At 31.4% G+C, this 25,874-nt stretch carries 24 protein-coding genes; 12 read left to right on the forward strand and 12 right to left on the reverse strand.

The genetic code is table 11. The features are described 5' to 3' along the window. Positions 1-55 precede the first annotated feature (55 nt). On the forward strand, positions 56-520 hold the full coding sequence (locus CW733_RS13450) for a DinB family protein (RefSeq protein WP_100997673.1): 465 nt from the start codon (positions 56-58) through the stop codon (positions 518-520). Here CW733_RS13450 and CW733_RS13455 read toward each other — a convergent pair. After that, positions 509-1,252, reverse strand: coding sequence for a PdaC/SigV domain-containing protein (locus tag CW733_RS13455; protein ID WP_100997674.1), 744 nt, complete (start codon positions 1,250-1,252; stop codon positions 509-511). The genes CW733_RS13450 and CW733_RS13455 overlap by 12 nt on opposite strands. A 100-nt stretch (positions 1,253-1,352) precedes the next feature. Between CW733_RS13455 and CW733_RS13460 the strand changes: the two genes are divergently transcribed. Beyond that, positions 1,353-2,492 (forward strand): cystathionine gamma-synthase, encoded by a 1,140-nt coding sequence (locus tag CW733_RS13460; RefSeq protein WP_100997675.1) that lies wholly within the window; start codon positions 1,353-1,355, stop codon positions 2,490-2,492. A 70-nt stretch (positions 2,493-2,562) separates the two neighbouring features. Here the strand turns inward: CW733_RS13460 and CW733_RS13465 are convergent, their stop codons facing one another. Further along, positions 2,563-3,348: a glutamate dehydrogenase gene (locus CW733_RS13465; protein WP_100997676.1), complete on the reverse strand. Its 786-nt coding sequence runs from the start codon at positions 3,346-3,348 to the stop codon at positions 2,563-2,565. 224 nt (positions 3,349-3,572) lie between these two features. Between CW733_RS13465 and gdhA the strand changes: the two genes are divergently transcribed. The 4 genes from gdhA to CW733_RS13485 all read left to right on the forward strand — a co-directional run bounded on the left by gdhA (position 3,573) and on the right by CW733_RS13485 (position 10,498). Beyond that, positions 3,573-4,916 carry an NADP-specific glutamate dehydrogenase gene (gene gdhA, locus CW733_RS13470; RefSeq protein WP_100997677.1) on the forward strand — a complete coding sequence of 448 codons (1,344 nt, stop codon included), beginning with the start codon at positions 3,573-3,575 and terminating at the stop codon, positions 4,914-4,916. Between the two features lie 104 nt (positions 4,917-5,020). Continuing rightward, on the forward strand, positions 5,021-7,369 hold the full coding sequence (locus CW733_RS13475) for an ABC transporter substrate-binding protein (RefSeq protein WP_100997678.1): 2,349 nt from the start codon (positions 5,021-5,023) through the stop codon (positions 7,367-7,369). After that, positions 7,369-8,085: a DNA repair protein RecO gene (recO, locus tag CW733_RS13480; protein ID WP_100997679.1), complete on the forward strand. Its 717-nt coding sequence runs from the start codon at positions 7,369-7,371 to the stop codon at positions 8,083-8,085. Before CW733_RS13475 ends, recO begins: the two co-directional genes overlap by 1 nt. Further along, positions 8,069-10,498: a TonB-dependent receptor domain-containing protein gene (locus CW733_RS13485; protein ID WP_100998841.1), complete on the forward strand. Its 2,430-nt coding sequence runs from the start codon at positions 8,069-8,071 to the stop codon at positions 10,496-10,498. The genes recO and CW733_RS13485 overlap by 17 nt, the downstream gene beginning before the upstream one ends. Before the next feature lie 44 nt (positions 10,499-10,542). Here the strand turns inward: CW733_RS13485 and CW733_RS13490 are convergent, their stop codons facing one another. After that, positions 10,543-13,764 (reverse strand): lamin tail domain-containing protein, encoded by a 3,222-nt coding sequence (locus CW733_RS13490; RefSeq protein ID WP_100997680.1) that lies wholly within the window; start codon positions 13,762-13,764, stop codon positions 10,543-10,545. 44 nt (positions 13,765-13,808) lie between these two features. Here CW733_RS13490 and CW733_RS13495 point away from each other — a divergent pair, with 44 nt between their 5' ends. Then, entirely contained in the window at positions 13,809-14,285 is a 477-nt protein-coding gene (locus tag CW733_RS13495) for a regulatory protein RecX (protein ID WP_100997681.1), read from the forward strand. 62 nt (positions 14,286-14,347) lie between these two features. On the opposite strand, the gene CW733_RS13500 is transcribed toward CW733_RS13495, so the two are convergent. The 3 genes from CW733_RS13500 to CW733_RS13510 form a co-directional block, all read right to left on the reverse strand. Then, entirely contained in the window at positions 14,348-14,842 is a 495-nt protein-coding gene (locus CW733_RS13500; RefSeq protein ID WP_100997682.1) for a DUF6646 family protein, read from the reverse strand. A 7-nt stretch (positions 14,843-14,849) separates the two neighbouring features. Further along, entirely contained in the window at positions 14,850-15,701 is an 852-nt protein-coding gene (locus CW733_RS13505) for a cupin-like domain-containing protein (RefSeq protein WP_100997683.1), read from the reverse strand. A 190-nt stretch (positions 15,702-15,891) separates the two neighbouring features. Next, on the reverse strand, positions 15,892-17,706 hold the full coding sequence (locus tag CW733_RS13510; RefSeq protein WP_100997684.1) for a TonB-dependent siderophore receptor: 1,815 nt from the start codon (positions 17,704-17,706) through the stop codon (positions 15,892-15,894). Between the two features lie 78 nt (positions 17,707-17,784). Here CW733_RS13510 and CW733_RS13515 point away from each other — a divergent pair, with 78 nt between their 5' ends. Then, positions 17,785-19,278 (forward strand): PLP-dependent aminotransferase family protein, encoded by a 1,494-nt coding sequence (locus CW733_RS13515; RefSeq protein ID WP_100997685.1) that lies wholly within the window; start codon positions 17,785-17,787, stop codon positions 19,276-19,278. Here CW733_RS13515 and CW733_RS13520 read toward each other — a convergent pair. The 4 genes from CW733_RS13520 to CW733_RS13535 all read right to left on the reverse strand — a co-directional run bounded on the left by CW733_RS13520 (position 19,268) and on the right by CW733_RS13535 (position 22,646). Next, a complete protein-coding gene (locus CW733_RS13520; protein ID WP_100997686.1) occupies positions 19,268-20,233 on the reverse strand; it encodes an alpha/beta fold hydrolase in 966 nt (321 codons plus the stop codon). The two genes, CW733_RS13515 and CW733_RS13520, sit on opposite strands and share 11 nt — an antisense overlap. A gap of 10 nt (positions 20,234-20,243) precedes the next feature. Continuing rightward, entirely contained in the window at positions 20,244-20,534 is a 291-nt protein-coding gene (locus tag CW733_RS13525; RefSeq protein ID WP_100997687.1) for a hypothetical protein, read from the reverse strand. A 107-nt stretch (positions 20,535-20,641) separates the two neighbouring features. Further along, positions 20,642-22,060, reverse strand: coding sequence for a flotillin family protein (locus CW733_RS13530; protein WP_100997688.1), 1,419 nt, complete (start codon positions 22,058-22,060; stop codon positions 20,642-20,644). A gap of 13 nt (positions 22,061-22,073) precedes the next feature. Further along, positions 22,074-22,646 carry a hypothetical protein gene (locus CW733_RS13535; RefSeq protein ID WP_100997689.1) on the reverse strand — a complete coding sequence of 191 codons (573 nt, stop codon included), beginning with the start codon at positions 22,644-22,646 and terminating at the stop codon, positions 22,074-22,076. Between the two features lie 313 nt (positions 22,647-22,959). Between CW733_RS13535 and CW733_RS13540 the strand changes: the two genes are divergently transcribed. Continuing rightward, positions 22,960-23,433 carry a cytochrome c oxidase assembly factor Coa1 family protein gene (locus CW733_RS13540; protein ID WP_100997690.1) on the forward strand — a complete coding sequence of 158 codons (474 nt, stop codon included), beginning with the start codon at positions 22,960-22,962 and terminating at the stop codon, positions 23,431-23,433. Positions 23,434-23,437: 4 nt separating this feature from the next. Here the strand turns inward: CW733_RS13540 and CW733_RS13545 are convergent, their stop codons facing one another. Then, a complete protein-coding gene (locus CW733_RS13545) occupies positions 23,438-23,851 on the reverse strand; it encodes a putative signal transducing protein (RefSeq protein WP_100997691.1) in 414 nt (137 codons plus the stop codon). Between the two features lie 41 nt (positions 23,852-23,892). Then, positions 23,893-24,444, reverse strand: coding sequence for a hypothetical protein (locus tag CW733_RS13550; protein ID WP_100997692.1), 552 nt, complete (start codon positions 24,442-24,444; stop codon positions 23,893-23,895). A 109-nt stretch (positions 24,445-24,553) separates the two neighbouring features. Here CW733_RS13550 and CW733_RS13555 point away from each other — a divergent pair, with 109 nt between their 5' ends. From CW733_RS13555 to CW733_RS13565, 3 genes are read left to right on the forward strand one after another with little or no spacing between them, the layout of a single operon-like run. Then, positions 24,554-25,066 carry a DUF2975 domain-containing protein gene (locus tag CW733_RS13555; protein ID WP_100997693.1) on the forward strand — a complete coding sequence of 171 codons (513 nt, stop codon included), beginning with the start codon at positions 24,554-24,556 and terminating at the stop codon, positions 25,064-25,066. Positions 25,067-25,068: 2 nt separating this feature from the next. Continuing rightward, positions 25,069-25,551 carry a DUF2975 domain-containing protein gene (locus CW733_RS13560; protein ID WP_100997694.1) on the forward strand — a complete coding sequence of 161 codons (483 nt, stop codon included), beginning with the start codon at positions 25,069-25,071 and terminating at the stop codon, positions 25,549-25,551. A 2-nt stretch (positions 25,552-25,553) separates the two neighbouring features. Next, positions 25,554-25,760, forward strand: a complete 207-nt coding sequence (locus tag CW733_RS13565) for a helix-turn-helix transcriptional regulator (protein WP_055447468.1) — start codon at positions 25,554-25,556, stop codon at positions 25,758-25,760. Positions 25,761-25,874 lie beyond the last annotated feature (114 nt).

Genomic DNA, 25,874 nt, shown 5'->3' on the forward strand with positions numbered 1-25,874 from the left:
TGCAAATTAAATTGATTTAAAACAGATTCTACTATATTTATAAAAAATTTGAACTATGGATTTTACTTTCGATGTCTTTGCCAAAACAAGAGGCTTTTTTAAAGCGTATTTAGACGAATTGTCATTAGCACAGCTTAATGCTATACCAAACGGATTTAATAATAATATCGTCTGGAATATTGGACACAGTATCGTAACAGAGCAAATTTTGGTTTATAAACTTTCTGGACTAAAACCTAATGTAAGTGAAGCGCTTATCGAGAAATATAAAAAAGGAACAAAGCCAGATGGCGAAGCAACACAAGAAGAAGTCGATGAGTTAAAAGCTTTAGCTTATTCTACAATAGAACATACAAAAGCAGATTTTGGCTCTAAAGTTTTTAGCACTTTTAATGAATATACTTTATCTACTACAGGAAATACATTAACAAACGTAAATCAAGCTATACAATTTGCACTTATTCACGAAGGGATGCATGCAGGATATATTTTAGCGATGTTGCGTGCTCTAAAAGTTTAAATAGTTATTTGCAACAGTATAAGGAATTGTAAATTCTATTACATTATTAGATGAAGAGTTAAAGGTGTCGTAGAAAACAATCACACCGTTTTCGCTAAAACCTAGGTTTTCTGGTAGTGTAAAAGTATCGGCTTCAAAAGCTTCTATTCTATCGTTGTTTGCAGAAAGGAGTTCTTTATCGTAGTATTTTTTTGCTAATGTTGTAAAAGCAAGAATATCATTTAATAAGTCTTTAGTTTTTAATTCTTGACCTGTTTTAACGTCAAAATTATAGAATCTAAATACTAAATTGCTATGTGCTCCACCAGTATTTATACTAGAGTTCATGGCTATAGATACTAAGGTTTCGCTTTCGTAAATTATTTCTCCATCGATTAAAACTTCCCAAGGAGGTAAAATTGTGTACAGTGTTTTTCCTATTTGTGTTTTAAAGTTTGTATAAGCTTTTTTAAAATCTTCAATACTTTCTTCTGTACTTGTTTTGGTTGCTGAAACGGCTTCAATGTTTAGTGCTGTGTTTACAAAATAAGCAAGTGTTGAGTTAATTTGTTTTGCGGCTTCTGTTTTGCCTTCGGCTTTTGGAATATTTATTTCTATAGTAGTCTCTCCTTCATCTATAATAGACGTTTCTATAAAATTAAGGGTAACTTCATCTTTACAAGAAAAAAAAACACTTGTTAAAAATATGAAACTAAAAATTTTTATTAATCTGAAAGATGAACTATTAAACATTGACTAAAGGTTTTAATGCAATTTATATACAACGAATTAAAGGTTATTTTTGTTGTAATCAAAAAAACTGAAAGTTATTTTTTAATTGAAATATAAACATATGAAATTTAACACAAAAACCATACACGGTAAACAGTATCCAGACAAAGCTTATGGAGCAGTCATGCCGCCAATATACCAAACCTCTACTTATGCACAGACAACGCCTGGAGGACATAAAGGTTTTGCATATTCAAGATCTCACAATCCTACACGTCACGCATTAGAAAACGCTTTTGCAAGTATAGAAAATGGCGAATTTGGTTTAGCTTTTGGCTCTGGTTTAGCAGCTATTGATGCCGTTTTGAAACTCTTAAAACCTGGCGATGAGGTGATTTCTACTAACGATCTTTATGGAGGAACGTACCGTTTATTTACTTCAATCTTTGAAGGATTTGGTATTAAATTTCATTTTGTAGGTATGGATAATGCTGCAAACATTGAAAACTATATAAACGATAAAACAAAACTAATTTGGGTAGAAACACCTACAAACCCAATGTTAAATATTATTGATATTAAAGCGGCTGCTTTAATTGCAAAAAAGCATGGTGTCTTATTAGCTGTCGATAATACTTTTGCAACGCCTTATTTACAACAGCCATTAGATTTGGGTGCAGATATCGTTATGCATTCTGCAACAAAATATATTGGTGGACATAGCGATTTGGTAATGGGAGCTTTAATTGTAAAGGATAAAGATTTAGCCAATAAATTATATTTTATACAAAATGCAAGTGGTGCCATTTGTGGACCGCAAGATGCCTTTTTAGCGCTACGCGGAATAAAAACACTGCATGTTAGAATGCAACGACATTGTGAAAATGGAAAAGCTGTAGCAGAATATTTAGCATCGCATCCAAAAGTTGAAAGTGTGTATTGGCCAGGTTTTAAAAATCATCCTAACCATAATATTGCAAAAGCTCAAATGAAAGATTTTGGAGGCATGCTTTCTTTTAATACAAAAGGAAATAATTATGAAGAAGCCATAAAAGTAGTTGAGAATTTAAAAATATTCACATTAGCCGAATCTCTTGGAGGAGTAGAGTCTTTAGCTGGACATCCAGCAAGTATGACGCATGCCAGCATACCAAAAAAAGAACGCGAAAAAATAGGTGTTGTAGATTCCTTAATTAGATTAAGTGTTGGTATTGAGGATGAAGAAGACTTAATAAACGATTTAAAACAAGCTTTAGGATAGCACTTGTTTTAACGCGTAAAAAAAGCTCAAGTTTAAACTTGAGCTTTTTTTTATGAAATTTTATTAGCGCTTAATCTAAATAATAAATGTATCCGAAGTTAAGCCATACTAACCAGTCGTTATATTTGTTGAATTCTAAATCATGGTCTAAACCATCTATTAAATCATTAAAATAATATTGACCTCTAAGGTCTATCATTAAATCTGCAGAGGTTGATAATTTATAACGTGCACCAATACTTGATACTACAGACCATGTACTTCCTCCACTAACATCTATAGGTTTTGAATTAGCATCTGTAAACCATGGAGCGTAATAAGTACTTCCTGTACCTGTGTAAGTAGAACTAACTTTAGGATTGAAAGATACATAATGCGCACCAAAACTAACAAAAGGAGCCCATTTATAGGAGAAAGCTTGAAATGAACGAATACTTAAAGGAAAGTATTCAATCTGCATTCCAATATCAAAATTATTTGCTTCACCTTTATGAGCTCTTAATCTTTTAGCATCTGCTCCTGTTTTTGCAGGATCTGCAAATTCTCCAAAATGCTCAAGTTTTGTTTTATTATAAGAAATTTCGGTTCTTAATTTAAAGTGATCATTAAAATAATTATCTGTAGTATAGCAGTTACAACTCGCTTGATAAGCAAAGTTTATATAATGCACAATTCCAATACCAAATCCTGTATTTCCAGCGTTGGTCTCAGTTTCACTTCTTAATCCATAATCCGATTTAAAGGCAACAGGACCAGTGATTATTCCTACTTCATGAGAAAATCCTAGTTGCGCAAAAGAAACTTGTGCAGTAAGAAGAATTATAATTAGTTTCGCTAAATGTTTTGAATCAAGCATAGTTATGTCCAAGAATTAGAGGCATTAAACGAACAAATATATAAAAACACGATAAACAAAAAAATATTATAGACAAAATGCATCATAATAATTTCAAACTAAAATAAATATAAAAAAATATTAGTTGCGAAATATAAAAAAAATAAACATCTTTTTTAAAGATAATGTATATTTGTACTACAAAACGAGGAACTCTATTATTAAAAACATAATTAGCCGGTTAAATGGAAAATAAAATTCAAGCATTTTTAGATTTAGTAAAAGAAAAAAATGGCCACGAGCCAGAATTTTTACAAGCTGTTCATGAGGTTGCAGAGACTGTAATCCCATTTATTGAAGAAAACCCTAAGTATCAAGGGAAAATGTTACTAGAGCGTATGGTAGAACCAGAACGCACAATAATTTTTAGAGTACCTTGGATTGACGATAAAGGAAATACGCAGGTAAACAGAGCTTTTAGGGTAGAATTTAATTCTGCTATAGGACCATATAAAGGAGGTTTACGCTTTCACCCATCTGTAAATTTAAGTATTCTTAAATTTTTAGGTTTTGAGCAAGTATTTAAAAATTCTCTAACCACTTTACCAATGGGTGGAGGAAAAGGAGGAAGTGATTTTAATCCAAAAGGAAAAAGTGACAACGAAGTGATGCGTTTTTGCCAATCATTCATGTCTGAGTTGTTTAGACACATAGGTGCAAATACAGATGTTCCTGCTGGAGATATTGGAGTTGGCGGTCGAGAAATTGGTTATATGTTTGGTCAATATAAAAGATTAGCAAATGAATTTACAGGAATATTAACAGGAAAAGGAATAAGTTATGGAGGCTCTTTAATTAGACCAGAAGCAACAGGTTATGGAACTGTATATTTTGCAAAAAATATGCTAGCGACTAAAAACGATTCTTTTAAGGGAAAAACAGTCGTTATTTCTGGATCTGGAAATGTAGCACAATATGCTTGTGAAAAAGCCACAGAATTAGGTGGAAAAGTAGTAACAATGTCTGATTCTTCAGGTTATATTTATGATGAAAACGGAATAGATGCTGAAAGATTAGCATTAATAATGGACATTAAAAATGTTAAACGTGGAAGAATAAGCGAGTATGTAGATACATATTCTTCGGCTAAATTCCATGAAGGAGAAAGGCCTTGGAGTGTAAATTGTGATGTGGCTATGCCATGTGCAACACAAAATGAACTTAATAAAGAAGAAGCGGAAGTTTTAGTAAAAAATAAAGTTCTTGTTGTTGCCGAAGGAGCAAACATGCCAACAACACCTGAAGCTATTGAAGTTTTACAAAAAGCAAAAGTATTATTCTCGCCAGGAAAAGCATCTAATGCTGGAGGTGTTGCAACTTCTGGATTAGAAATGAGTCAGAACTCTTTAAGATATAATTGGACAAGAGAAGAGGTAGATGCTAAACTTTACCAGATTATGAATGATATTCACGAATCTTGTGTAAAATACGGAACGCAAAAAGATGGTAGCGTAGACTACGTAAAAGGAGCGAATGTAGCTGGTTTTGTTAAGGTTGCAGATGCTATGCTAGCGCAAGGCGTTGTATAGTAATAGTATATTATATTAAAAAAAGCTTCCTTTTTAGGAAGCTTTTTTTGTTTTTGTATATATTTTTGCAATATTCTACGTTATATTAAGCTTAATTATAAGTTATGAAAATAAAACACCTAATATTAATATTGTTTTTCCCACTTTCTATCTATTCTCAAGACTACTCAAGAGATTGGAAAGGTTATTTTTCATTTTTAGATATAAATGACATCTCTCAAGGTTCTTCTAAGATTTTTGGAGCTGCTGAAAATGCAATTTTTATATATGATACTCAAACTAACGAAATAGAGGAGCTATCTACAATTAATGGTTTGTCTGGAGAAACCATTTCTAGCATACATTACGTAGAAGAAAATGGGTTGCTACTAATAGGTTTCGAAAATGGTTTAATGCAAGTTTATTTAGAATCTAGCCAAGAGGTAAAAACTGTAGTTGATATTTTAAATAAACCAACAATTCCTCCAACAGATAAGAGAATTAATGGTTTTAATATTTATAATGGTTTAGCTTATATTTCTACAAATTACGGTATTTCTCTTTATGATATTAATAATTTAGAATTTGGAGACACTTATTTTATTGGACCAAACGGATCTCAATTAATTGTTAATGATATTGCAGTATTTCAAAATGAAATTTATGTTGCAACAGAGAGTGGTTTTTACAAAGCAGATGTAGATAATCAAAATTTAATTGATTATCAGCAATGGGAACAAATTGGAATGGCAAATTGGGTTGAAATTGAATCTATTGGAGAAAAAGTGTTTATTGCAAGAGATAATACAATTTTGTATGAGATAGTTGGAGGTTCTTTTGTTCAGAGCGTAGATTATTCAGTCCAAATAAAAGACTTAAGAAAATTAAATAATCAACTTTTAGTTACAACGCTAAATGCGTTATTTTTATATAATACCGATCCTTTTAATGAAACCGCTGTAGTGATGTCTAATTCAGATTTTCCTACAAACTTCACTTCAGCTGTTATTAATGAAGAAAATGATATTTTTATTGGAACGCAAGGCGTATTTGTTAGTGGTAAATCTGGATATGGAATTTTAAAAACTAATCTTTCAGATTTAACGATAATGGAAGAGGTACATCCATCATGTCCACTTTCTAATGATGGATTTGCTATTAATGCTATTGATAATAATGTGTGGATGACTTATGGTGATTATTCAATTTCATACAATCCATTTCCTTTAAGAAAAAGAGGTTTTAGTCATTTAAAAGGTGAAGAATGGACAAATATTCCTTTCGATAGTGTCTTTGATGCGGTTAATCTTAATAAAATTCATGTTAATCCATTTAATACTAATAAGGTATATATTAGTTCATTTGTTCACGGATTAATAGAAGTTGAAGACGATGATCCTACTGTAATATATGGTGAGGACAATAGTACTTTTGTGTCTTCTTGGTCTGCAGGTGTAGATATTAGAAATGCAGGTTCTGTAATAGATCAAAATAATATTTTATGGTGTACTAATGCTAAAACAACAAGTCCATTAAAGTCTTTTAATTTAGAAACAGGAGAATGGAAATCTTATGATTTTAGTGAGATAATTTTAGATAGAAATACTGAGATTGGCTATGGATCTATTGCTGTAGACCAAAATGGAGTAGTTTGGGTTGGAGGACATAGAAAAGGTATTATTGGTTATAAACCTGATACAGGTGAATTACATAACATTGAATCTGAAGAGAAAAATGTACCATCTCCTACTGTAAGAACAGTAGTTGTCGATAAGCAAAATCAAGTTTGGTTTGGTACAGGAAAAGGTGTAAGAATAATATATAATGCTGATTCATTTTTTGATGACCCATCCTTTGAGCCTTCAGAGATTATAGTGCTTGACGATGGAACTCCTGTAGAATTGTTATATCAACAGTTTATTACAGATATTGAAGTTGATGGAGCAAATAACAAATGGATAGCAACCTTAAATACTGGAGCATATTATTTCTCATCAGATGGTCAAGAAACTATTTATCATTTTACAAAGGATAATTCTCCAATACCATCTAATAATATTTTAGATATTGCTTTAGACGAAACAAATGGTATTGTATACATGGCTACAGATAAAGGTCTTGTTTCTTTCAATAGTGAAACCTCTGTTCCAGATAGCGATCTTCAAGAAGCTTACGTTTACCCAAACCCAGTTAGACCAAACTTTAATATTAACGATGAGAAAATTAAAATTAAAGGTATTACCGGAAATGTAAACATAAAAATTACAGATATTGAAGGGAATCTTGTTACCGAAGCAGAGTCAAGAACTAATACAAAATTTAGTGGCTACAATCTAGAAATAGATGGTGGTACTGCGTTGTGGAATGGAAAAAACATGTCTGGACAAACAGTAGCCACAGGAGTTTATCTGGTTATGCTTTCAGATTTAGATTCATTCGAAACTAAAGTGCTTAAATTAATGGTCGTGAGATAATGTTGCTAACTACAAATGCAATAGTTTTATCTAAACTTAAGTATCGCGATAACGATTTAATAGTTAAATGCTACACCCAAAAAGAAGGTATAGTAAGTTATTTGTTAAAAGGCGTTTTAAAAACTAAAAAAGGTTCAAAAGTTGCTTATTATCAATTATTAACACAACTTCAATTAGAAACAGATTTTAAATCATCAAGATCACTTCAGTATATAAAAGAAGTGAAAATTAATCATCTTTATTCTAGTTTACATACTAATGTTTTAAAAAGTGCTATTGTTATGTTTTTGGCAGAAGTACTCTCGAGCTCGCTTCAAGAAGAGGAACAAAACGACACTTTGTATAATTATCTTGAAGCGACTTTACAATGGTTAGATGTACATGATAATTTTGCCAATTTTCATTTGTTATTTCTTTTAAATCTAACAAAACATTTAGGGTTTTATCCAGATGTTTCTAAAATTGATGCACCATATTTTAATTTAGAAGCAGGGAAGTTTCAAGATGAAAGTGAAAGTAAATATTCTATTTCAAATGAAAATTTAACACTCCTAAAACAACTGTTAGGCACAACATTTGATGCTTTAGAATTAGTTAAAATAAACAGCAAACAAAGACAAACTTTTTTAAGTCTCATTTTAATGTATTTTGAATTACATTTGGGGAATTTTAAAAAACCAAAATCATTACAAATATTTAATGAAGTATTTAGTTGAGAATAAAAAGAATTTACTCGTTTTCTTAATTGTTTTTTGCTTTAGTTTTTACACTCAAGCGCAAGATATTACGGTAATAAACAAGCAGACACAAGAACCAATTATTGGTGCGGCAATTTATAACAAAACAAAATCGAAAAGTGTTGTTACCGACTTTAATGGAAAAGCTAATTTAGATACCTTCAAAGCTTCAGATGTTATCTACTTTAAACATTTGTCTTATATATTATCTTCAGTTAAAAAAACATTGATTTCAAATGGAGAAGTACAGCTTAATCCTAAAGCTCAGGGTTTAGACGAGATTGTAATTTCTGGATCTAAATTCAAAGAAAATAAAAGAGACATTCCTAAGAAAATATCTAGTATTAGTGCCTCAGAAATTGCTTTCGAAAACCCACAGACAAGTGCAGATCTTTTAAAATCTACTGGTCAAGTATATATTCAAAAAAGTCAATTAGGAGGAGGAAGCCCAATGATAAGAGGTTTTTCTACCAATAGATTACTTATTACAGTAGATGGTGTTAGAATGAACAATGCTATTTTTAGAGGAGGGAACATACAAAATGTAATATCTATCGATCCATTTTCTATTCAATCTACAGAAGTGTCTTTAGGAGCAGGAAATGTAATTTATGGAAGTGATGCCATTGGTGGTGTTATGAGTTTTTATACTAAAACTCCAAAGGTATCTTTTACAGACTCTACATATATTAAAACCAATGCAGTAATTAGGTACGCGTCTGCAAGCCAAGAAAAAACGGCACATTTAGATGTTAATTACGGGTTTAAAAAATGGGCATTTATAACTAATGCAAGCTATACCGATTTTGGAGATCTAAGAATGGGAAGCCATGGTCCAGAAGATTATATAAGACCAGAATTTGTAGTTACAACTAATAACGAAGATGTAATTGTAGAAAATAGCAATCCAAACAATCAAAAATTTTCTGGTTACAATCAATTTAATATCATGCAAAAAGCAAGATACGAAGCTCAAGAAAACTTAACTTTCGATTTAGGAGTCTTCTATACAGAGACATCAAACACACCAAGATACGATAGACTAATACGTTATAGAGGAGGTAACTTACGTTCTGCCGAATGGTATTATGGACCACAAAAATGGTTTATGACGAATTTAAATGTAACCAAATTGAGTAGCAATTCTAATCTTTACGATAAAATTAAAACAACAGTAGCTTATCAAAATTTTCAAGAAAGTAGAATAGATAGAGATTTTCAGTCAGATACAAGAAATATAAGAGAAGAAGGTGTTGATGCCTTTTCATTTAATCTAGATTTAGAAAAACGATTAACAAAAAATACAGCGCTTTTTTATGGTGTTGAGTATGTTCATAATACTGTTCGTTCTGTTGGTGTCGAAGAAAACATTACAACCAATACAAGCGAGCCAACGGTTACACGTTATCCAGATGGCTCAACATGGCAATCTGCGGCAGTGTATGCAAGCTTAAAATACAAGCCTAATACTAATGTTGTATTTCAAACAGGTTTGCGTTATAACAATGTAACTTCAAATGCAGATTTTACTAAAAACAACGTGTTTCTAGATTTACCATTTGCCAAAGCTAAAAACAACTCAAGTGCATTAACAGGAACAGCAGGAGTAAGTTGGTATCCTAGCGAAATAATGCAATGGAAACTTAATTTTTCATCAGCATTTAGAGCACCAAATATTGATGATATTGGTAAGGTTTTCGATTCGGAACCTGGTGCAGTAGTAGTCCCAAACAACAATTTAAATCCAGAACATGCCTATGGTGGCGAATTAGGCTTAACTTTAAATTTTAACGATGTTGTAGTTTTAGATACAGCAACCTTTTACACTTATTTAGATAATGCTTTAGTACGTAGAGATGGAGATTTAAATGGTGAAACTCAAGTGTTTTATGATGGAGAGTTAAGTAATGTACAGTCTATTCAAAATGCATCAAAATCTTGGATTTATGGTTTTGAAGTTGGAGCAAAAATTAATTTTAGTGAAACACTTAAATTAACATCTCAATACAACGTTATTGGAGGTACAGAAGAAACAGATGGTATCGAAGTACCTGTAAGACATGTAACGCCTAATTTTGGAAACACTCATTTAGTATGGCAAAATAAAACCTTAAAAGCAGACGCTTTTATTAACTATAATAATACTCTATCATTTAATCAATTAGCACCTTCAGAACAAGGTAAAGCTTATTTGTATGCTTTAGATAGCGATGGAAACCCATACTCGCCTTCTTGGTTCACCTTGAATTTTAGAACACAATACCAACTTAATAAATCTACAAGCATTACTGCAAGCCTCGAGAATATTACAGACCAACGTTATAGAACGTATTCTTCTGGAATTTCTGCAGCAGGAAGAAATTTAATAGTTGCTTTAAAGTATAGTTTATAAAAAAAGTTCCATTTATGGAGCTTTTTTTATAAACTATACACAGGTTATTTTTTCACAGCCTTCTTGGTTATAACCTTACCATTAGATAATTCAATTTTAGAAATATAAACAGAGCTACTTAAATTAGAAAGGTTATAAGTTTCTGTATTTTCGCTTCCGCGGAAATTATAAATAACACGACCTAACACATCTAATATTTCAACTCTTTTAATAGTTAAATTATTTGAAGCTATTGAGAACCTTACATCATTATTTTGAAGTTCAATAATAGAAAAGTTTTCAGGACTAGATTCTAAGTCTACTGTTGAAAGTGTATTATTAGTAAAAATAATTTTAAAACGATCATTAAATTCACCAGGAGTAGATGTAAAAGTATAAGTACTATTAGATAAGTCATGTACAGTATTCATTAACGAATCTTCTAAATAAATAGTATTGTTATTAAAAAAATCACCTTCTAATTGAGGGATTGAAAGAGAGTATAAGGTAGGAACATCTATACTTGTACTTATTCCAATAGGTATTTCTTCGTCTAAACTTAAGTCGCTACTAGATTTACCTTGAATTGATATTTTTTTATCATCCCCAGGAATTATAGAATATAAAACAGCAAATAGACCAATAGGTGTTCTTTTAAAAGAATCGTAAGACGAACCATCGAAAGCAGCAGTTGCTCCATCTAGGTAGCTAATACAAATTTGGTTTCTTACACCATTGTCAGATGTTAAGTCAAGCCATATTACGTCTCTTGTAATTGGGTTTTGGCTGCTTGATGTTTTAAAGAATTGGTTGTTATTTCCTGTTACACGCATGCTATTATTAAAAATAACGTTGCCAGAAGTTGTTGGGTAAGTATCAGAGAAGTTTGTAAAAAAGCCTTGTCCTGAAGGTATAAATCGGCTAGGTGTAACATTATCTCCACCTGCTGTTTCTCCTCCTAAATTAATTTCTGCATAATCTGAAGTATCAAAATTTAGGTTAGAATTTCCATTAGTACTTCCAGAAGGAGTAGTATTCTGCGACCATAAATAAATAGGAGCTTCTAAAATACCTGTAGATGTTATGTTTTCTGCAAAAAAAAGATCTACATCTACAGCAGAAGGATATGGGTTACCAATAAAGTTGTTATTAAAATCGGATAGTTCTGCATCATTTCTAACTACAGGAACGCTAATAGTCCCATTATTAAAAGGACCTTCAAAAATATGAGCATATCCAATTCCCGGAGTAGAAGAATTAAAGCTTATTGCAGAGAGTGTTGCAGCATAACCTACACCTGGCAATAGAACATTTGTACCTGCGGCTATTTGCCAAACGTCTCCATTATCGTCTACATCGTCTTGCCCAGTAACAGTCGCATTATTGTTTCCTGTTTCCATTGTAGAATCCTGAAAATTATTTGCATCAAACCAAAAACGTCTATTAGCATCTGTTTGAAAAAACACATCTTGAACTAATGCTCCTTGAACAGGAGAAGACCAATACGTGTATTCGTACCAATTGTTAATTGGCGCAGTTTGTTTTGTAACACTAATTTCTCCTAATGTAGGATCTATAATCACAGTTTTTCCATTAGAATTGTTTTGTACAACAGAACCGTTTTTTTGAACAAGAATTTTTCCGTTATCATATACAATAATATTAGTTTCAATATCTATAAAAGAAAGATCTTGAACAGTTAAAATAGCGTTAATATTAACTGTTAGTGAACATGCTGTTATACTTCCCTCGGTTAAAGTATTGTAAGAAGCATTAATTATAGCAGCAGTAGATGCATTTGGAGGACCACTGCTCCAACCAGTAGTTTCCCAAGTTGTAGTCGAGGTGCATAGGCATTCGTTATTATGCCACCCTAACATTGAAGTGTTATTAGATCCTGTTGATCCCCAATCTGCAGTATTATAAGTAACTGTTGGTACTTGTATATCTGGGTTTCTAGCTAAGTCTACATCTAGAGCAAAATTGTTATTTATATTTAATACACCAATTACATCTATATTTAGACCGTTAGAGTCTTGTAGAGCAATAACATCGTTACCATCAAAATTCATAGTATTACTTCCAGTACAATAATTTGCAATACTACTATTACATAAAGTAGAATTATTTCTAGCAATTAAAAAAGTAGAATATGGTGCTATTGTTCCTTGTCCAACTGGTATTGTTCTTATGTCTGGGCTAAAGTTAACTCGACCATTTCTAAATCGAGCAATTCTATAATTAGATAAATTTATAGTTGTACTTGTTGGGTTGTAGAGTTCTATATACTGTTCGTTTGGCGTGCCTCCAAGAGCTTCATGATATTCCGAAATAAATAATTCACCACAACTTGTAGCAGGTATATGGGCAATTACTGTTCCAGATGCAGCTACATTTACAGTTGTTGCTCCTGTACTATTTACAGCTATGTTTCCATTGTAAGTATTAACTGCTAAACCAAAAGCTAGCTGCGTATATATTGTTGTAGAATTCACTGTTCCTCCTGTTTGTGGTAATGTAATAGAAGCGGTATACGGGCCATTTATTACTGTGGCAATAACAAAATCTGCAGGAGAGGTTAAAACAATATTATTGGTTAGTGCAGAACCTTGAACGGTAAAAGTTTCAGCAACTAAAGAAACGTTGTTTTCAACAACGTTTAATGGAGAAATACTACTAGAATTAGGATTAATTGTAATGGTTGGTGATGTTGGAGCAGTACCTTCTACTAGAATATTATCTATTCGCATGCGCTCATCATCTCCATTATTTACAATAGTAACTCTTAATTCTAATGTAGTACCATTTAATAAAACATTATGGGATACCACAGTATCTAAATAATCATTTTGAATAAAACCATTGTTTCCTGCTTGCGTCCATGCGCCACCATTTATACGGTATTCTGTTGTAAAAGTATCAGCATTTTCAAGATTATCGGTAGAAGGAGAGCTTTCTGTTGCATCTAAGGAGAATTGTATATCTGTGAAAGCACTTATGTTAATTGTTGGTGAGTACCATATTCCAGGACTGTCTAAATCTCTAGCTTCAAGAAAACGTGGTCCACTAACTACTTGAAATTTATCTAGGCTGCTATCAAAAGTTACACTAGAGATATCAATTGTCCAATTAACTCCAGAGAGATCAGTCTCTGTTAAACCAGTAGTATTATTGTAATAAGCTCCTTTGTTTAATTGCCCAGAAAAGTCTTCAGAATAAATAGTAGTTTGACTAAAGCCAAAATTACAAACAAATAGTAGAATTAAAAGTGTTTTTATATGTTTCATAACAAGGGCATTTTGGTTATTAATTAATAGCTTATTTTTGGTACATGCACCAAAAATATAAATCGTTTACAGTTGCCGAGGCTCAAAAAAAGCTAGAGCATTACTGTGCTTATCAAGAACGCTGTCATAAAGAAGTAAGGCAAAAATTAAGAGATTTAAATATGATACCTGAAGCAACAGATATTATCATAGGTCATCTTTTGGAGCAGAACTATCTTAATGAAGAACGTTTTGCCAAAACATATGTGAGAGGTAAGTTCAATATAAAAAAATGGGGGAGACGTCGATTAACTCTTGAACTTAAGAGAAAAGACATATCTAAAATTAATATAAATCTCGCAATAAGTGAAATAGATATTGATGAGTATACCGATGTTTTTAACGATTTAGCCGAAAAAAGAGCAGATTCTATAATGGAAAGCAATAAGCTGAAGAAAAAAAAGAAGCTAATAGACTACTTGTTGTATAGAGGGTGGGAGTCGTATTTGGTTTACGATAAAGTGAATGAATTAATAAAGTAAAGCATAAAAAAGCCTTTCAAATTTTAAATCTGAAAGGCTTTTTAGTTAAGGCTTATTAGATGCTATAAATTGAATATAGCTCCTAAGTTTACACTAAATTGATTGTGAATATTTTCTGCTCCAATAGGAGTTTCTTTATATTTTGCTAATGGTGTATTAAATTCTGTGTAGACTCCAAAACCATCAGTAAATAAGTAACGAAAACCTAAATGACCACCAAAGTTTTTAGTACTTAAACTTAAACCAGGATAAACATCAAAATTATCATCAATATTGATAACGTTTCCTAAATTAGCATTAAAACGTGCTTTAATATCAAAACGATCTCCAAAATCTGCATCAAGGATGTCGTTATTTTTAACATTTAGTGCATATGTTGTAGATATACCTACAGATATGTTTTCTCCAATTCCGTAATCGTAACTAACATTTAAACCAGACGCATAATCTTGAAGATTAGCTCCAATTTGAAATTTCTGATCTCCTTTACCTTCAAACGCTTGTGCATTAATTAGCGAAACACTTAATATTGCTAATACAAATAGTACTTTTCTCATTTTTAATTTATTTAGTATTTTTTATTGCTTGTCTGTTTTTCCAGTCTATCCATTTTTGACCTTTAAGACGTCGCATTAAGTTGTCAAAATTACGCATAACAATTATATTATAAATAGCTTTTGCTAAGTTTTTTGGTTGCCTTGCAACAGCACGCAAACTCATTGAGAACCCTGGAGTTATATATTTCATGTAATGCCAATAACCTTCTGGCATATATAAGGTTTCACCATGCATAAGTTCGCATTCCCAACCTTTAGCTTTTTGTAAAGCTGGCCATTTTTTAAAATCGGGATTAGAAAAGTCGATGTCTTCTCTAACAATTAATGAATGTGGAATCTTGTATAAATACTTATTTTGTTTCTGATTGAACAGAATAACTTGTTTTTCACCTTCAAAATGAAAATGAAAGATATTAGCTAAATCAATATCATAATGCATAAAGGTGTGCGAGTTTGTGCCACCAAAAAATAACATTGGCATTCCTTTCATTATAGGTAAACCAAAGTCTGGAAATTTAAAGTCTTGTTGAAGTTGAGGTACTTCTTTTAAAATATTCCATAAAAAAATTCTAAATTTCGTAGGCTCACACTTTAACAAGTCTATATAATCACTCATCTTCATTTTTGCATGAGGCTGGTTAAAACCATCTTTGTAATGCACAGGTCTGTCATCATAAAGCGGAACCGTTTTGTCTCCCGCAACTTGTTTTATGTAGTCTAAATTCCATTTAGTAAAAGCAGGCCAATCTTCTATACAACGCTCTATTACCACAGGTTTCTGTGGTTTAAAATAGTGCTTTATAAAATCCTGTTTAGTAATAGTTTTTACTCTAGGAATGTCTTGAAGATTTAATTTCAATATATAGCTGGTTTAAAGGACTAAAGTTACTAAAACGACTTTAAACTAGATTTGTTATTATCATTAAATAGAACTAGAAACGTGTTTTAAGTGCTTTTAGATAAAAAAAAGGTGCCGAAAAGAAAGAATATTGTTCTTTTTCGGCACCTTTTTTAATGTCTTTTCGAATTAACGAAAATAATATAATCTTCTATTTAAGGTTGTATTTTAAACCAAATAATAAGTTTCCTTTTGGCATTGGTACTAAGTTGGTTTCTGTGTATTCTGTATTGAAAATGTTATTTGCAATTACAGAAATTTCAAAGGCATTTAAATTGTAATTTACACTAGCATCTACCACTGAATAATTTTCTCCAGAAGTTCTTTCGGCATATTTATAAATAATATTTTGAGAAATATTTTTAAAGAATTGCGTTTGTAAACTTGCTGTTGCATGATGTTTTAAAGAATTGATAGAGTATCTAGAAAAGTTACTTGGTACAGCTTTTAAATCATCTTCTAAAAAAGTATAACCTGTTTTTATGGCTTGATTATAACCAGCAAACTTAAAACCATACGATGCATTTATTTCAATTCCTTTTGTGTTTAAATCTCTAATATTGGTTGCTTGCCATAAATCTGATTCGGTTTCTTTAACGTAGTCTATTAGTTTTTTAGAATCTCTATTAAAAGCCGCAAGAGAAGCATTAAAGTTTCCATTATTATATTTTATACCTAATTCTTGTGCAATAGCTTCTTCTGGATCTAAGTTTTCATCACCTAATGTTGTTGGGTCGCTGTAAAATAAATCGGTATATGTAGGTATTCTATAAGTGTAACCAATGTTTCCGTAGATTTTTAACTCATCATTTATTTTATAACCAATGTCTAAACCTGGAAAAGCATGAAATTTAAAATCAGAAAAATAGTTAACAGCAATACCTGGAGTGATATCTAATTTATCATCAGCTAATTTAAAACGGTGTTCTAAAAATAGGGTTGTCATAAACCTATTTCTAGATCCCAAATTGTTACTAGACAAATATACTTTTGCAACATCTACTCCAAAACCTGTTACACCAAGGTCAGACTTGTAAGAAGCATCTAATGCAGCTCCAACTTTATTAGTAATATGTAAGTTTCTGTAAACAGATGGATTATCTCTTATAAAAACATACATGTCTTGGTTACGTTTCCAATATAGTTTTGGCTTAAGAGTTAAGTTTTCTTTTTTAATTTCGGTGGTAACACCTACTAAGCTAGCTTGTGTTTCTTCGTACTGGTTAATAGCAGTTGGACTAGCATAAAAACCATTTGCACCAAATTTTCTTTCTTGAAATGAAGCAATTACATTTATAGGTGCTTTGTTTGTATCGAAAGAACTTTTTAGAAAATAATTCTGATTATCATAATCTGTATTATGTCTATAACCTTGAGAAGTATTTCTTGAAACTTGAATTATATGCGAAGATTTTTCTAATTGACTTCCAACCATAACAGAACCATTAAGTTGACCATAAGATCCTGATTGAATACCTAAAGAAACTAAATCTCCAATATTTTTTTTGGTTACAATATTAACAGCTCCTGTAAATGCATTTTGCCCAAATACTCTTGCTGCTGGACCTTTAATAATTTCTATACGCTCAATAACTTCAATAGGTAAAGCCATATTCATGGTATGGTGTCCTGTTTGCGAATCTTCAACCTTTATACCATCTACTAATAGTAATGTTTGGTCAAAACCACCACCACGAATGTATAAATCTGCCTGCATGCCAGAAGTACCACGACGTCTTACATCTACTCCTGCAACTTGTTGTAATAAATCGGCAACGTTTGTTGTTGCACTTTTTTTAATGTCTTCTTGGTTAATTACTGTTATGGTTCTAGAGTTTTCCGAGAATGGTAAATCTATTCTTGTAGATGTAATAATTACAGAATCTAGTTGTTGATTTTGGAATTCTTGCGCTTGCGTTGTTATAGCAAACATGGCAAGTAAAATAAAAAAAGGACTTAATTTCATAATATAATATATAGGTGTTTTTTAACGCTGCAAAATTCGTAACTTTCCGGATCATTAAAGTAGTCCAGTTTTAAAACAATGAGTAGTCCGGTTGATGACATATTAAAATCTTTAATTCATTTCGAAAAGTCTCCGAATACTGCAATCTATATTCAAATAGCTCAAGAAATCATTAATGCCATACAACGTGGCTATTTACCAGAAGGAACTGCGTTGCCAGGAACTAGAAAATTTAGTGCCTTACTATCTATTAATAGAAATACTGCAGTTGCTGTTTACGATGAGTTGGCATCGCAAGGTTGGGTAGATATTGTTGCTAATAAAGGGACGTTTGTTTTAATGCCAGAAAAAAAAACCGCTGCTATAAAAGCTGTGGTTCAAGGCTTAGAAAAATTAAAAGCGTATCCAGAAATAGCAGGATTTCCGTTTCAGTCGTCTTTTAATTTAGCTTCTACCGAAGAATTTTCGATACGTAAATATGTAATTAACGATGGGAAGCCCGATTTAAGATTACATCCTACACATCAGTTTTCTAAATGGTATAGTGCGTCTATGAAACGTGCATCGTTAATTTCGAAATGGAATCAAACACAAGCGCAGTCTAATACTACTTTTAGTAAACAGTTATGTAATTATTTAAATGCCACGAGAGGATTTCATATAAAACCAAGCAATATTGTAAGTACACGTAGTACCGAAATGAGCTTATATATTGTCTCTCAACTTTTAATACAGGAAAAAGATGTAGTGCTTGTTGGTAATTTAAGTCATTATAAATCTAATATGATTTTTCAGCAAGCAGGAGCTAATATTATAACGATTCCTGTAGATGCGCATGGTATTGATGTCGATTTTATTGAAAAAAACTTCACGAAAAACAGTATTCGTTGTGTGTATGTTTGCGCACATAGGCAATATCCAACAACGGTAACGCTTACAGCGGAAAGGCGTTTGAAATTATTGAAGCTCGCAAAGGCTTATAAGTTTGCTATTATAGAGGACGATTTTGATTACGATTTTCAGTTTAACGGCTCTGCGATGGTGCCTATGGCAAGTGCAGATGGACAAGGTGTGGTTATTTATTTAGGACGATTAGGACAGTCTTTTTTTCCTAGTTTTCAAATAGGATTTGTAGTCGCTCCAGAAAACATTATTAATGAAGCCAAAAACTATTTGCAAATACTAGATAAACAAGGTGATTTAATTCAGAAGCAAATACTAACAGAACTTATTAGTGAAGGTGAAATACACCGATTAATTAAAAAGAATATTATTATTTATAAGCAAAGACGCGATTATTTATGTGCTTGTTTAAGTGTTTATTTTAAAGACTATGCAACTTGGCAAGTTCCAACAGGAGGTTTAGCAGTTTGGCTAAATTTTGAACCCAGAATATCGCTAGTTAAATTGGCAGAAAAAGCAAAAGCACACGATTTGTTTTTACCTAAAACCATACTGTATCAAAATAAAGATCTATGTGCTATTAGATTAGGATTTGGGCATTTAAACGAAGATGAAGTAGAAAACGTTATTAAAATTCTAAAAATCTCTTTTGTTGAGGTTATTTTTTAATGAAGGTATCCAAAATGCGATAAAACTTTTCTGGTTCTTCTAAATATGGATTGTGACCACTGTTTTCAAACATTTCAAATTGAGCTACTGGCATAAACGTTTTGTATTGCACAGCAAATTCTGGAGTAGAAACACCATCATATCGACCAGCAATAATTAAGGTTTTTGCTTTCACATTTTTTAATTCCTTTCTGTAATCTTGGTTTATCATACTACCTGAAACATCAAAATCGCCATCTTTTCCAATAATTGAAACATAAACATCGTTTGCCCAACCTCTATATTTTTCTTCAGGCGAATTTTGCTTCAATTTAGTATTATGATAGTAAATATATTTTGTTGGGAAACTACCATAAACGTCTGCCAATTCTTTATCGCTAGACATATAACCTAATGCGCGAATAGAATCTACTTTTTTCCATTTCTCAGGAAAGTGTGTTTTTGCATAATGGTTATAACTATCGCAATTGGCTTGCCACATGGCTCCACTATGGAAGCCATTAATTAATACCATTTTCTCAACGTTGTCTTTATATTTTATAGCGTAAGCTTGCGCAGGAACTGTACCGTAAGAATGCCCAACCAAAGAGATTTTATCGAATTTTAAAAGCACACGTAGTTTCTCGATAAGCTCTACATCATTTTCAACCGAGTATTCTTTTGGATCTTTAGCATCCTCACTTTTTCCACGACCTAACCAATCGAAAAAAACAACCGTATTTGTTTTATAATACTGCCCAAAATTACCTTGCATATAATCATGAGAATTTCCTGGTCCTCCTGGTAAAAAGAAAATTGGGTCACCAGAACCTTTAGTTTCTACATTAATTTTATAACCACCTATTTCGTAGAATTTAGATTCGAATTTCTCGAATATATCCGTGTCTTGTTGTGCATTATTGCAAGCTGTAATAAAGAAAAACGAAATACTAAGTAGCTTAAAAAGAGGTTTCATGTGTTAAGTTTTAAATGAATATGAATTTTAAAAGATTAAAAGTGATGAGCAATGCAATTATTATTGAAATGACCGAAATGATAATCTTCTTTTTTCTTTCTCGTCTTATTTTATTGTGAATTTCAACTTTAATAGTTGCCATTTTATCTGGTGAAACTTTTATAAAATTTAGAGCTCCAGATTTTTCATTATCTAATTTGGCAACATTATTTATAGAATATGCTCTCTTTTTATTTTGAGCATTCCTGGAGCGTTCTTGCTTCATTCTGTTAATCATGTCTGCAGCGTACGAATATCCCATGATAATTTTATAGTTTTAGATAAAAAGCGGTTAATTCTTAGTAAATATAAGAATAAAGAGCAAAAAAAAAACCGCTATTAATAGCGGTTTTTTGAATAAGTTAAATGTTATGCATTAGGCTTGTTGTCTTCTATAACTTCTGCTTCTGCATCACTTTTTACATTTTTACCTTTTAAATATTCTGGCAATTCCATTCCTGCCATGTTAAACATTTCTTGTAAAGGTGGAACCGATTTATACATTCCAGAAAGGAAGTTGGCAGTAGACGTTTTTCCGTCTTTTCCACCACCATTTTCCCAAACGGTAATTTTATCAATTTTAATATTTTTAATAGCTTCAGATTGCATTTTTACTAATTCTGGTAACTTATCTGCAATTAATAATAATACTGCATCTTTAGAGTTGTTACCAGCTGCCTTAACAATTTGCTCCATACCAGCAGCTTGTTTTGTTAAGATTTCAAACTGACCTTGTGCTTCGGCTTGCGCTTTAAATAATATTGCATCTGCTTCACCTTTTGCACGTCTTCTTATTTGTTCAGCTTCAGCTTCAGCATCAATTTCTACTTTTCTTTTATCAATTTCTGCAGGTACAATAATATCTGCTTCTTGAGAAGAACGTTCTCTATCTGCTCTTGCCGTTTCTGCTTCTTTTTCTGCAGCATAAGACTCTTGTAAAGCTTTTGCTGTTTGTACTTTTTCTGATGCTATTGCCACACGTTCTGCTTCTGCTTCACGTTGACGACGTAAAGAATCTGAGTTTGCTACTGCAATTTTTGCTGTGTTTTCTCCTTCTACTGCTTGTGCATTTGCTGCGGCAACTTGGGTTCTTTCATCTTGAACAGCGTTTGCTTCACCAATAGATCCATCTCTAGTTTTTTCAGCAACCGATTTACGAGCCGCATTTATTGCATGTGCTGCTGCTTCCTTACCTAAAGCTTCAATGTATCCAGACTCATCTACAATATCGGTAATGTTTACGTTTATTAGTTTTAAACCTACTTTTTTAAGCTCTGACTCTACACTTTGAGAAATATTAGTTAAAAACTTATCTCTATCGTTGTTAATTTCTTCAATATCCATAGAAGCAACAACCAAACGTAACTGACCAAAAATAATTTCTTGGGCTAATTCTTGAATATCGCTTTGGTTAAGGCCTAAAAGTCTTTCGGCAGCATTTTGCATAATACCTGGTTCTGTAGAGACACCAATAGTAAAACGCGATGGTACATTAACACGAATGTTTTGTTTAGATAAGGCATTTACTAAATTAACTTCGATAGAAATTGGTGTTAAATCTAGAAATTGGTAATCTTGAATTACTGGATAAATAAAGGCTGCACCACCATGAATACATTTGGCAGATTGTCCGCCACCTACTTTACCATAAACAACTAGAATTCTGTCCGATGGACAACGTTTGTAGCGTTTAACAAGTACAATTAAAAAGACAAAAACAAATAGTATTGCAAAAATAATTGCAATTGGGAAGCCTAAATTAAAGGCGTCTTGAGTGATTAGAAACATAGGTTTATGGTTTTTAGTTAAGTTTTTCTATTATTAGTATTCCGTTATCGGTAATGCTTTTTACTTTAATTACTGTGCCAGATTTTAAATCGGTTTCACTATCTGTTAAAGCTTCTAATTCCCTTAGTGCGCCTTGAATTTTAACGTGTGCTTTTCCTATAGAAGAGCGTTTTGCTCCAACTGTTAAATATACTTCGCCAACTTCATTTATAGCATTTTTAAATTTCATGGTTCCGCTATCGCTAAGTTTGTTCATGTAAAAAAACATGGCAGCCATTATAGTCATCATAATTAATCCGCAAATTAAAGAGATAATTATTGTTAATGGTTTAGAAAAACCAGCGTCTATACAAGCAATACCACTCCAACCAAATAAGGTAAAGAAACCTACTAAGTTTCTAAAAGTTATAAACTGAAATCCAATACCTGTATCTGCTTCAATGTCTGAATCTACATCACCAAAATCGTCTGCATCACCACCAATAAAAGTAGAAATTGTTGTAAAAATGAAAATAATGGAACCTAATAATGCAATACTCCAATATATTTTTGGAAATAATTCTAGGCTAAAGAACCAATCTGTCATAATAAAGTGTTGTTAGTTAAAAAATGAAATATACTACTTTTTGAAAATAAAGCGCGTTTTATCTGCACTCTATTTATATGTAGTTAATGTAAGTGATTTGTTACAAAATATTCTCTATCATTCCAGCGAAGGCAGGAATCTACTTTTACAGATTCTAGATTAGGAATGATTAATAGTCTATAACAAAATATGTTTCCCAGTGTTTAGAAATTTATTATTATTCCTGTAACTAATTCTGAAAAAGGAATACTTATATTGAAGATTATAATTATTCATTCCGATACATTCGGAAGCACTTTTAATAGAAATTAATATGGAAAATACAGAACAAAAGAGTTGGTTTAGTAGAAATTGGGGATGGTTACTTGGTGGTGGCTGTTTATCAATAATTGTTGTTGTGGTATTAGTAATTGTTGGTGCATTCTATAAAATATCTAATTCTATTTCAGGATCAGAACCTTATACTTATGCTTTTTCTCAAGCTATAGAAAACCAGGAAGTTATTGGCTTTTTAGGTGAGCCAATCGAGAGTGATGGTATGGGAAGTACTAGTTATAAAAATACAAACGGTAAAAGTACTGTTAGTTTAACTATACCAATAAAAGGATCGATTGATGAAGGTGAAATTATTGTAGAAGCCGAAAAAATTAATAATGAATGGGCTTACAATACACTTTATGTTAAAATAGATGGCGAAAGTGAACTTATTTATTTGGAAGGAAATGAAAGTGAACAGTATTATGAAGAAGAAGATATAGAAGATGAAGAGTTGTTAGACAACAACTAAAGACTTATTTAATCTCAAATTCAGTTTTACAAGTTTCACATTTGTACTTGTGTTTTGCGCTTATTGGTAAGGTGCCAAATAGTACTCCAAAAATAAAGCCGAAGAAAGATTTAAAGTCTTTTATGGTTGAGAATAATTCTATTTTCTCGCCATTACAATTTGGACAATGTATGGTATTGCCATCGTCGTCTAAAGAGTACTTAGAAATAGATTCTAGTATATGTTGCGCTTCCATAGCATCCTTAGCTAATACTTTTAATTTTACACCACCTATAGCATTACTAACTAATGGATCTGTATCTATAGTGAAATTATCGCTTAAAAATACTTGAATACCATCGGCTTCCAAACGCCCTTTTATTATTTGAGCTTCGGTAGAATATTGAAATCTTGCTATGGTTTTAAAAGTATCGCTCATTTTGGTTGTCTCGAAAACAGGAAGCTTATGTTTATTTAAAGTTAGTCTTTTTTTATTTCAGATTTGTTTTGTTTTAGGTTTTCTTTATCTATCCATTTAAAATCATTTGGAATTGTGGCATCTAATAAATCGATGTTTAGTGCTTCAGAGATATCAAAGCCAACAGAAACGGCATCTTCAAAATTATTTCTTGTGTATAATTCGAAATGTTTATTCTTATCGTACCATAAATTCACTTCAAAAATTTCTGCTTCGCTTTTAGAAGGGTCGAAAAAAATAGAAACATATTCGTAGTTGTTAATTTTTTTCCATTTTCCTATTTTAATAGAACCAACTTCTATTGTTGGTTTAAATCTTGAAAGTTCTAAATCTATATGTACTTTTTTATGAAGACATAAAAGAATACCAATCCCTATTAAATAAAAGATATTAATTATTCCTGATTTGTTACCTTTTGTTAATTCAACTTTCCACAAATTATTAATAGTTAAATAAATAATTATTCCAATTGCGGCAGTAAATATTAAAGATGCTATTATTAGTTTCCAAAAAGGTCTAGGACTTTCAGAAACGATAATGTGTTTTTTGTCCATTGCTCAAATATAAATAAAGGTTTTGTAACACGAATTTTTATGTTTTTTAATAATTTATTATTGTTTATCAATAATTTTTATATATTTGTTATCGTTAAACAATAATTATATGAAAATGAAAAAACTAAATATTCTAAAATCATTGGTAGATTTTATCTGGTACATTACCTGTTTGCCTTTAGTACCATTAACTTTATTTTTTGCAGTATATATGTTTTTTAATGACGATATACTCAAGGTTTTTAATGTTCTAGATCAAGGGATAATAATAACGCCATGGTATTTAAAGATTTTGTTACTATTAATAGCAATAGTATTATTTGTATCGATTTATAGTTTTTATCTTTTTAGAAGTACGTTAGCCTATTTTCAAAAAAGGAAACCTTTTGATGATTTTGTAATTAATAACTACAGAAAGATAGGGAACCTACTTGCTATTTCTGGCGCTTCAGGAGCAATTATTTCATTTAGTTTTAATTTGTTTATAAAGAGTAGTTTGCAACTCAATTTTGGATTAAGTTCATACTTATTTGCTGTCTGTTTAGGCTTATTTTTTATGGTATTAAGTGAAACGTTTAAGGTGGCGAAAACTGCAAAACAAGAAAATGATTTAACTATATAATTATGAAGAAAATAAAAATACTCCATTGGTTTGTTATCACGTTGATAGTAATATTTATTATTCATTTTTTAACGAATATGTATCTTACATTTTACACACCAGGTTTTATGAATTTTGGAGATGAACATTATAGTCAATTCATTTTTGGTTATTACACACAATTTGTTGGTTTAACTTTTTCAATACTATCTTTTGTTGCATTATTCTTTTTAAGAAAAGGATTAGGTGTAACTATAAAAAAAGGGTTTTTTAATAAAAACAGTTCAAAAAAATTCAAAATTGCTGGCAAGCTCTTTTTGGTTTCAGGTGTTTTAAGTTTGCTTTGGGATTTTACATTACTTATTTATTCAAAAGGAGAAATTCTTTTTGTAGGTTCTATAATTTCAGATATTCTGTTATTGTTAATAGGTTTTGGCTTACTTATTATTGCAGATTTTATTACAAATGGAAACACAATTCAACAAGAAAACGACTTAACAATATAACTATGCCAATAATAGTAAACTTAGACGTTATGCTTGCTAAACGCAAGATGAAAAGCAAGGACTTGGCAGAAATTATAGGTATAACAACTGCAAACCTATCCATATTAAAATCTGGTAAAGCAAAAGCAGTGCGTTTTTCAACATTAGAAGCCATTTGCGAAGCTTTAGAATGCCAGCCGAGTGATATTTTGGAGTACGTTAAAAACTAGAATCACGTTATTTTATTTAAAAACGTAATGTCCGTTCGAGTGATTTTTATCCCGAAAGCTTTCGGGAGAAAAATTGTATCGAGAATTATTTTATTAGTAAAACAAATGTTCTCG

It is taken from the genome of Lacinutrix sp. Bg11-31 (assembly GCF_002831665.1).
GTDB lineage: Bacteria > Bacteroidota > Bacteroidia > Flavobacteriales > Flavobacteriaceae > Lacinutrix.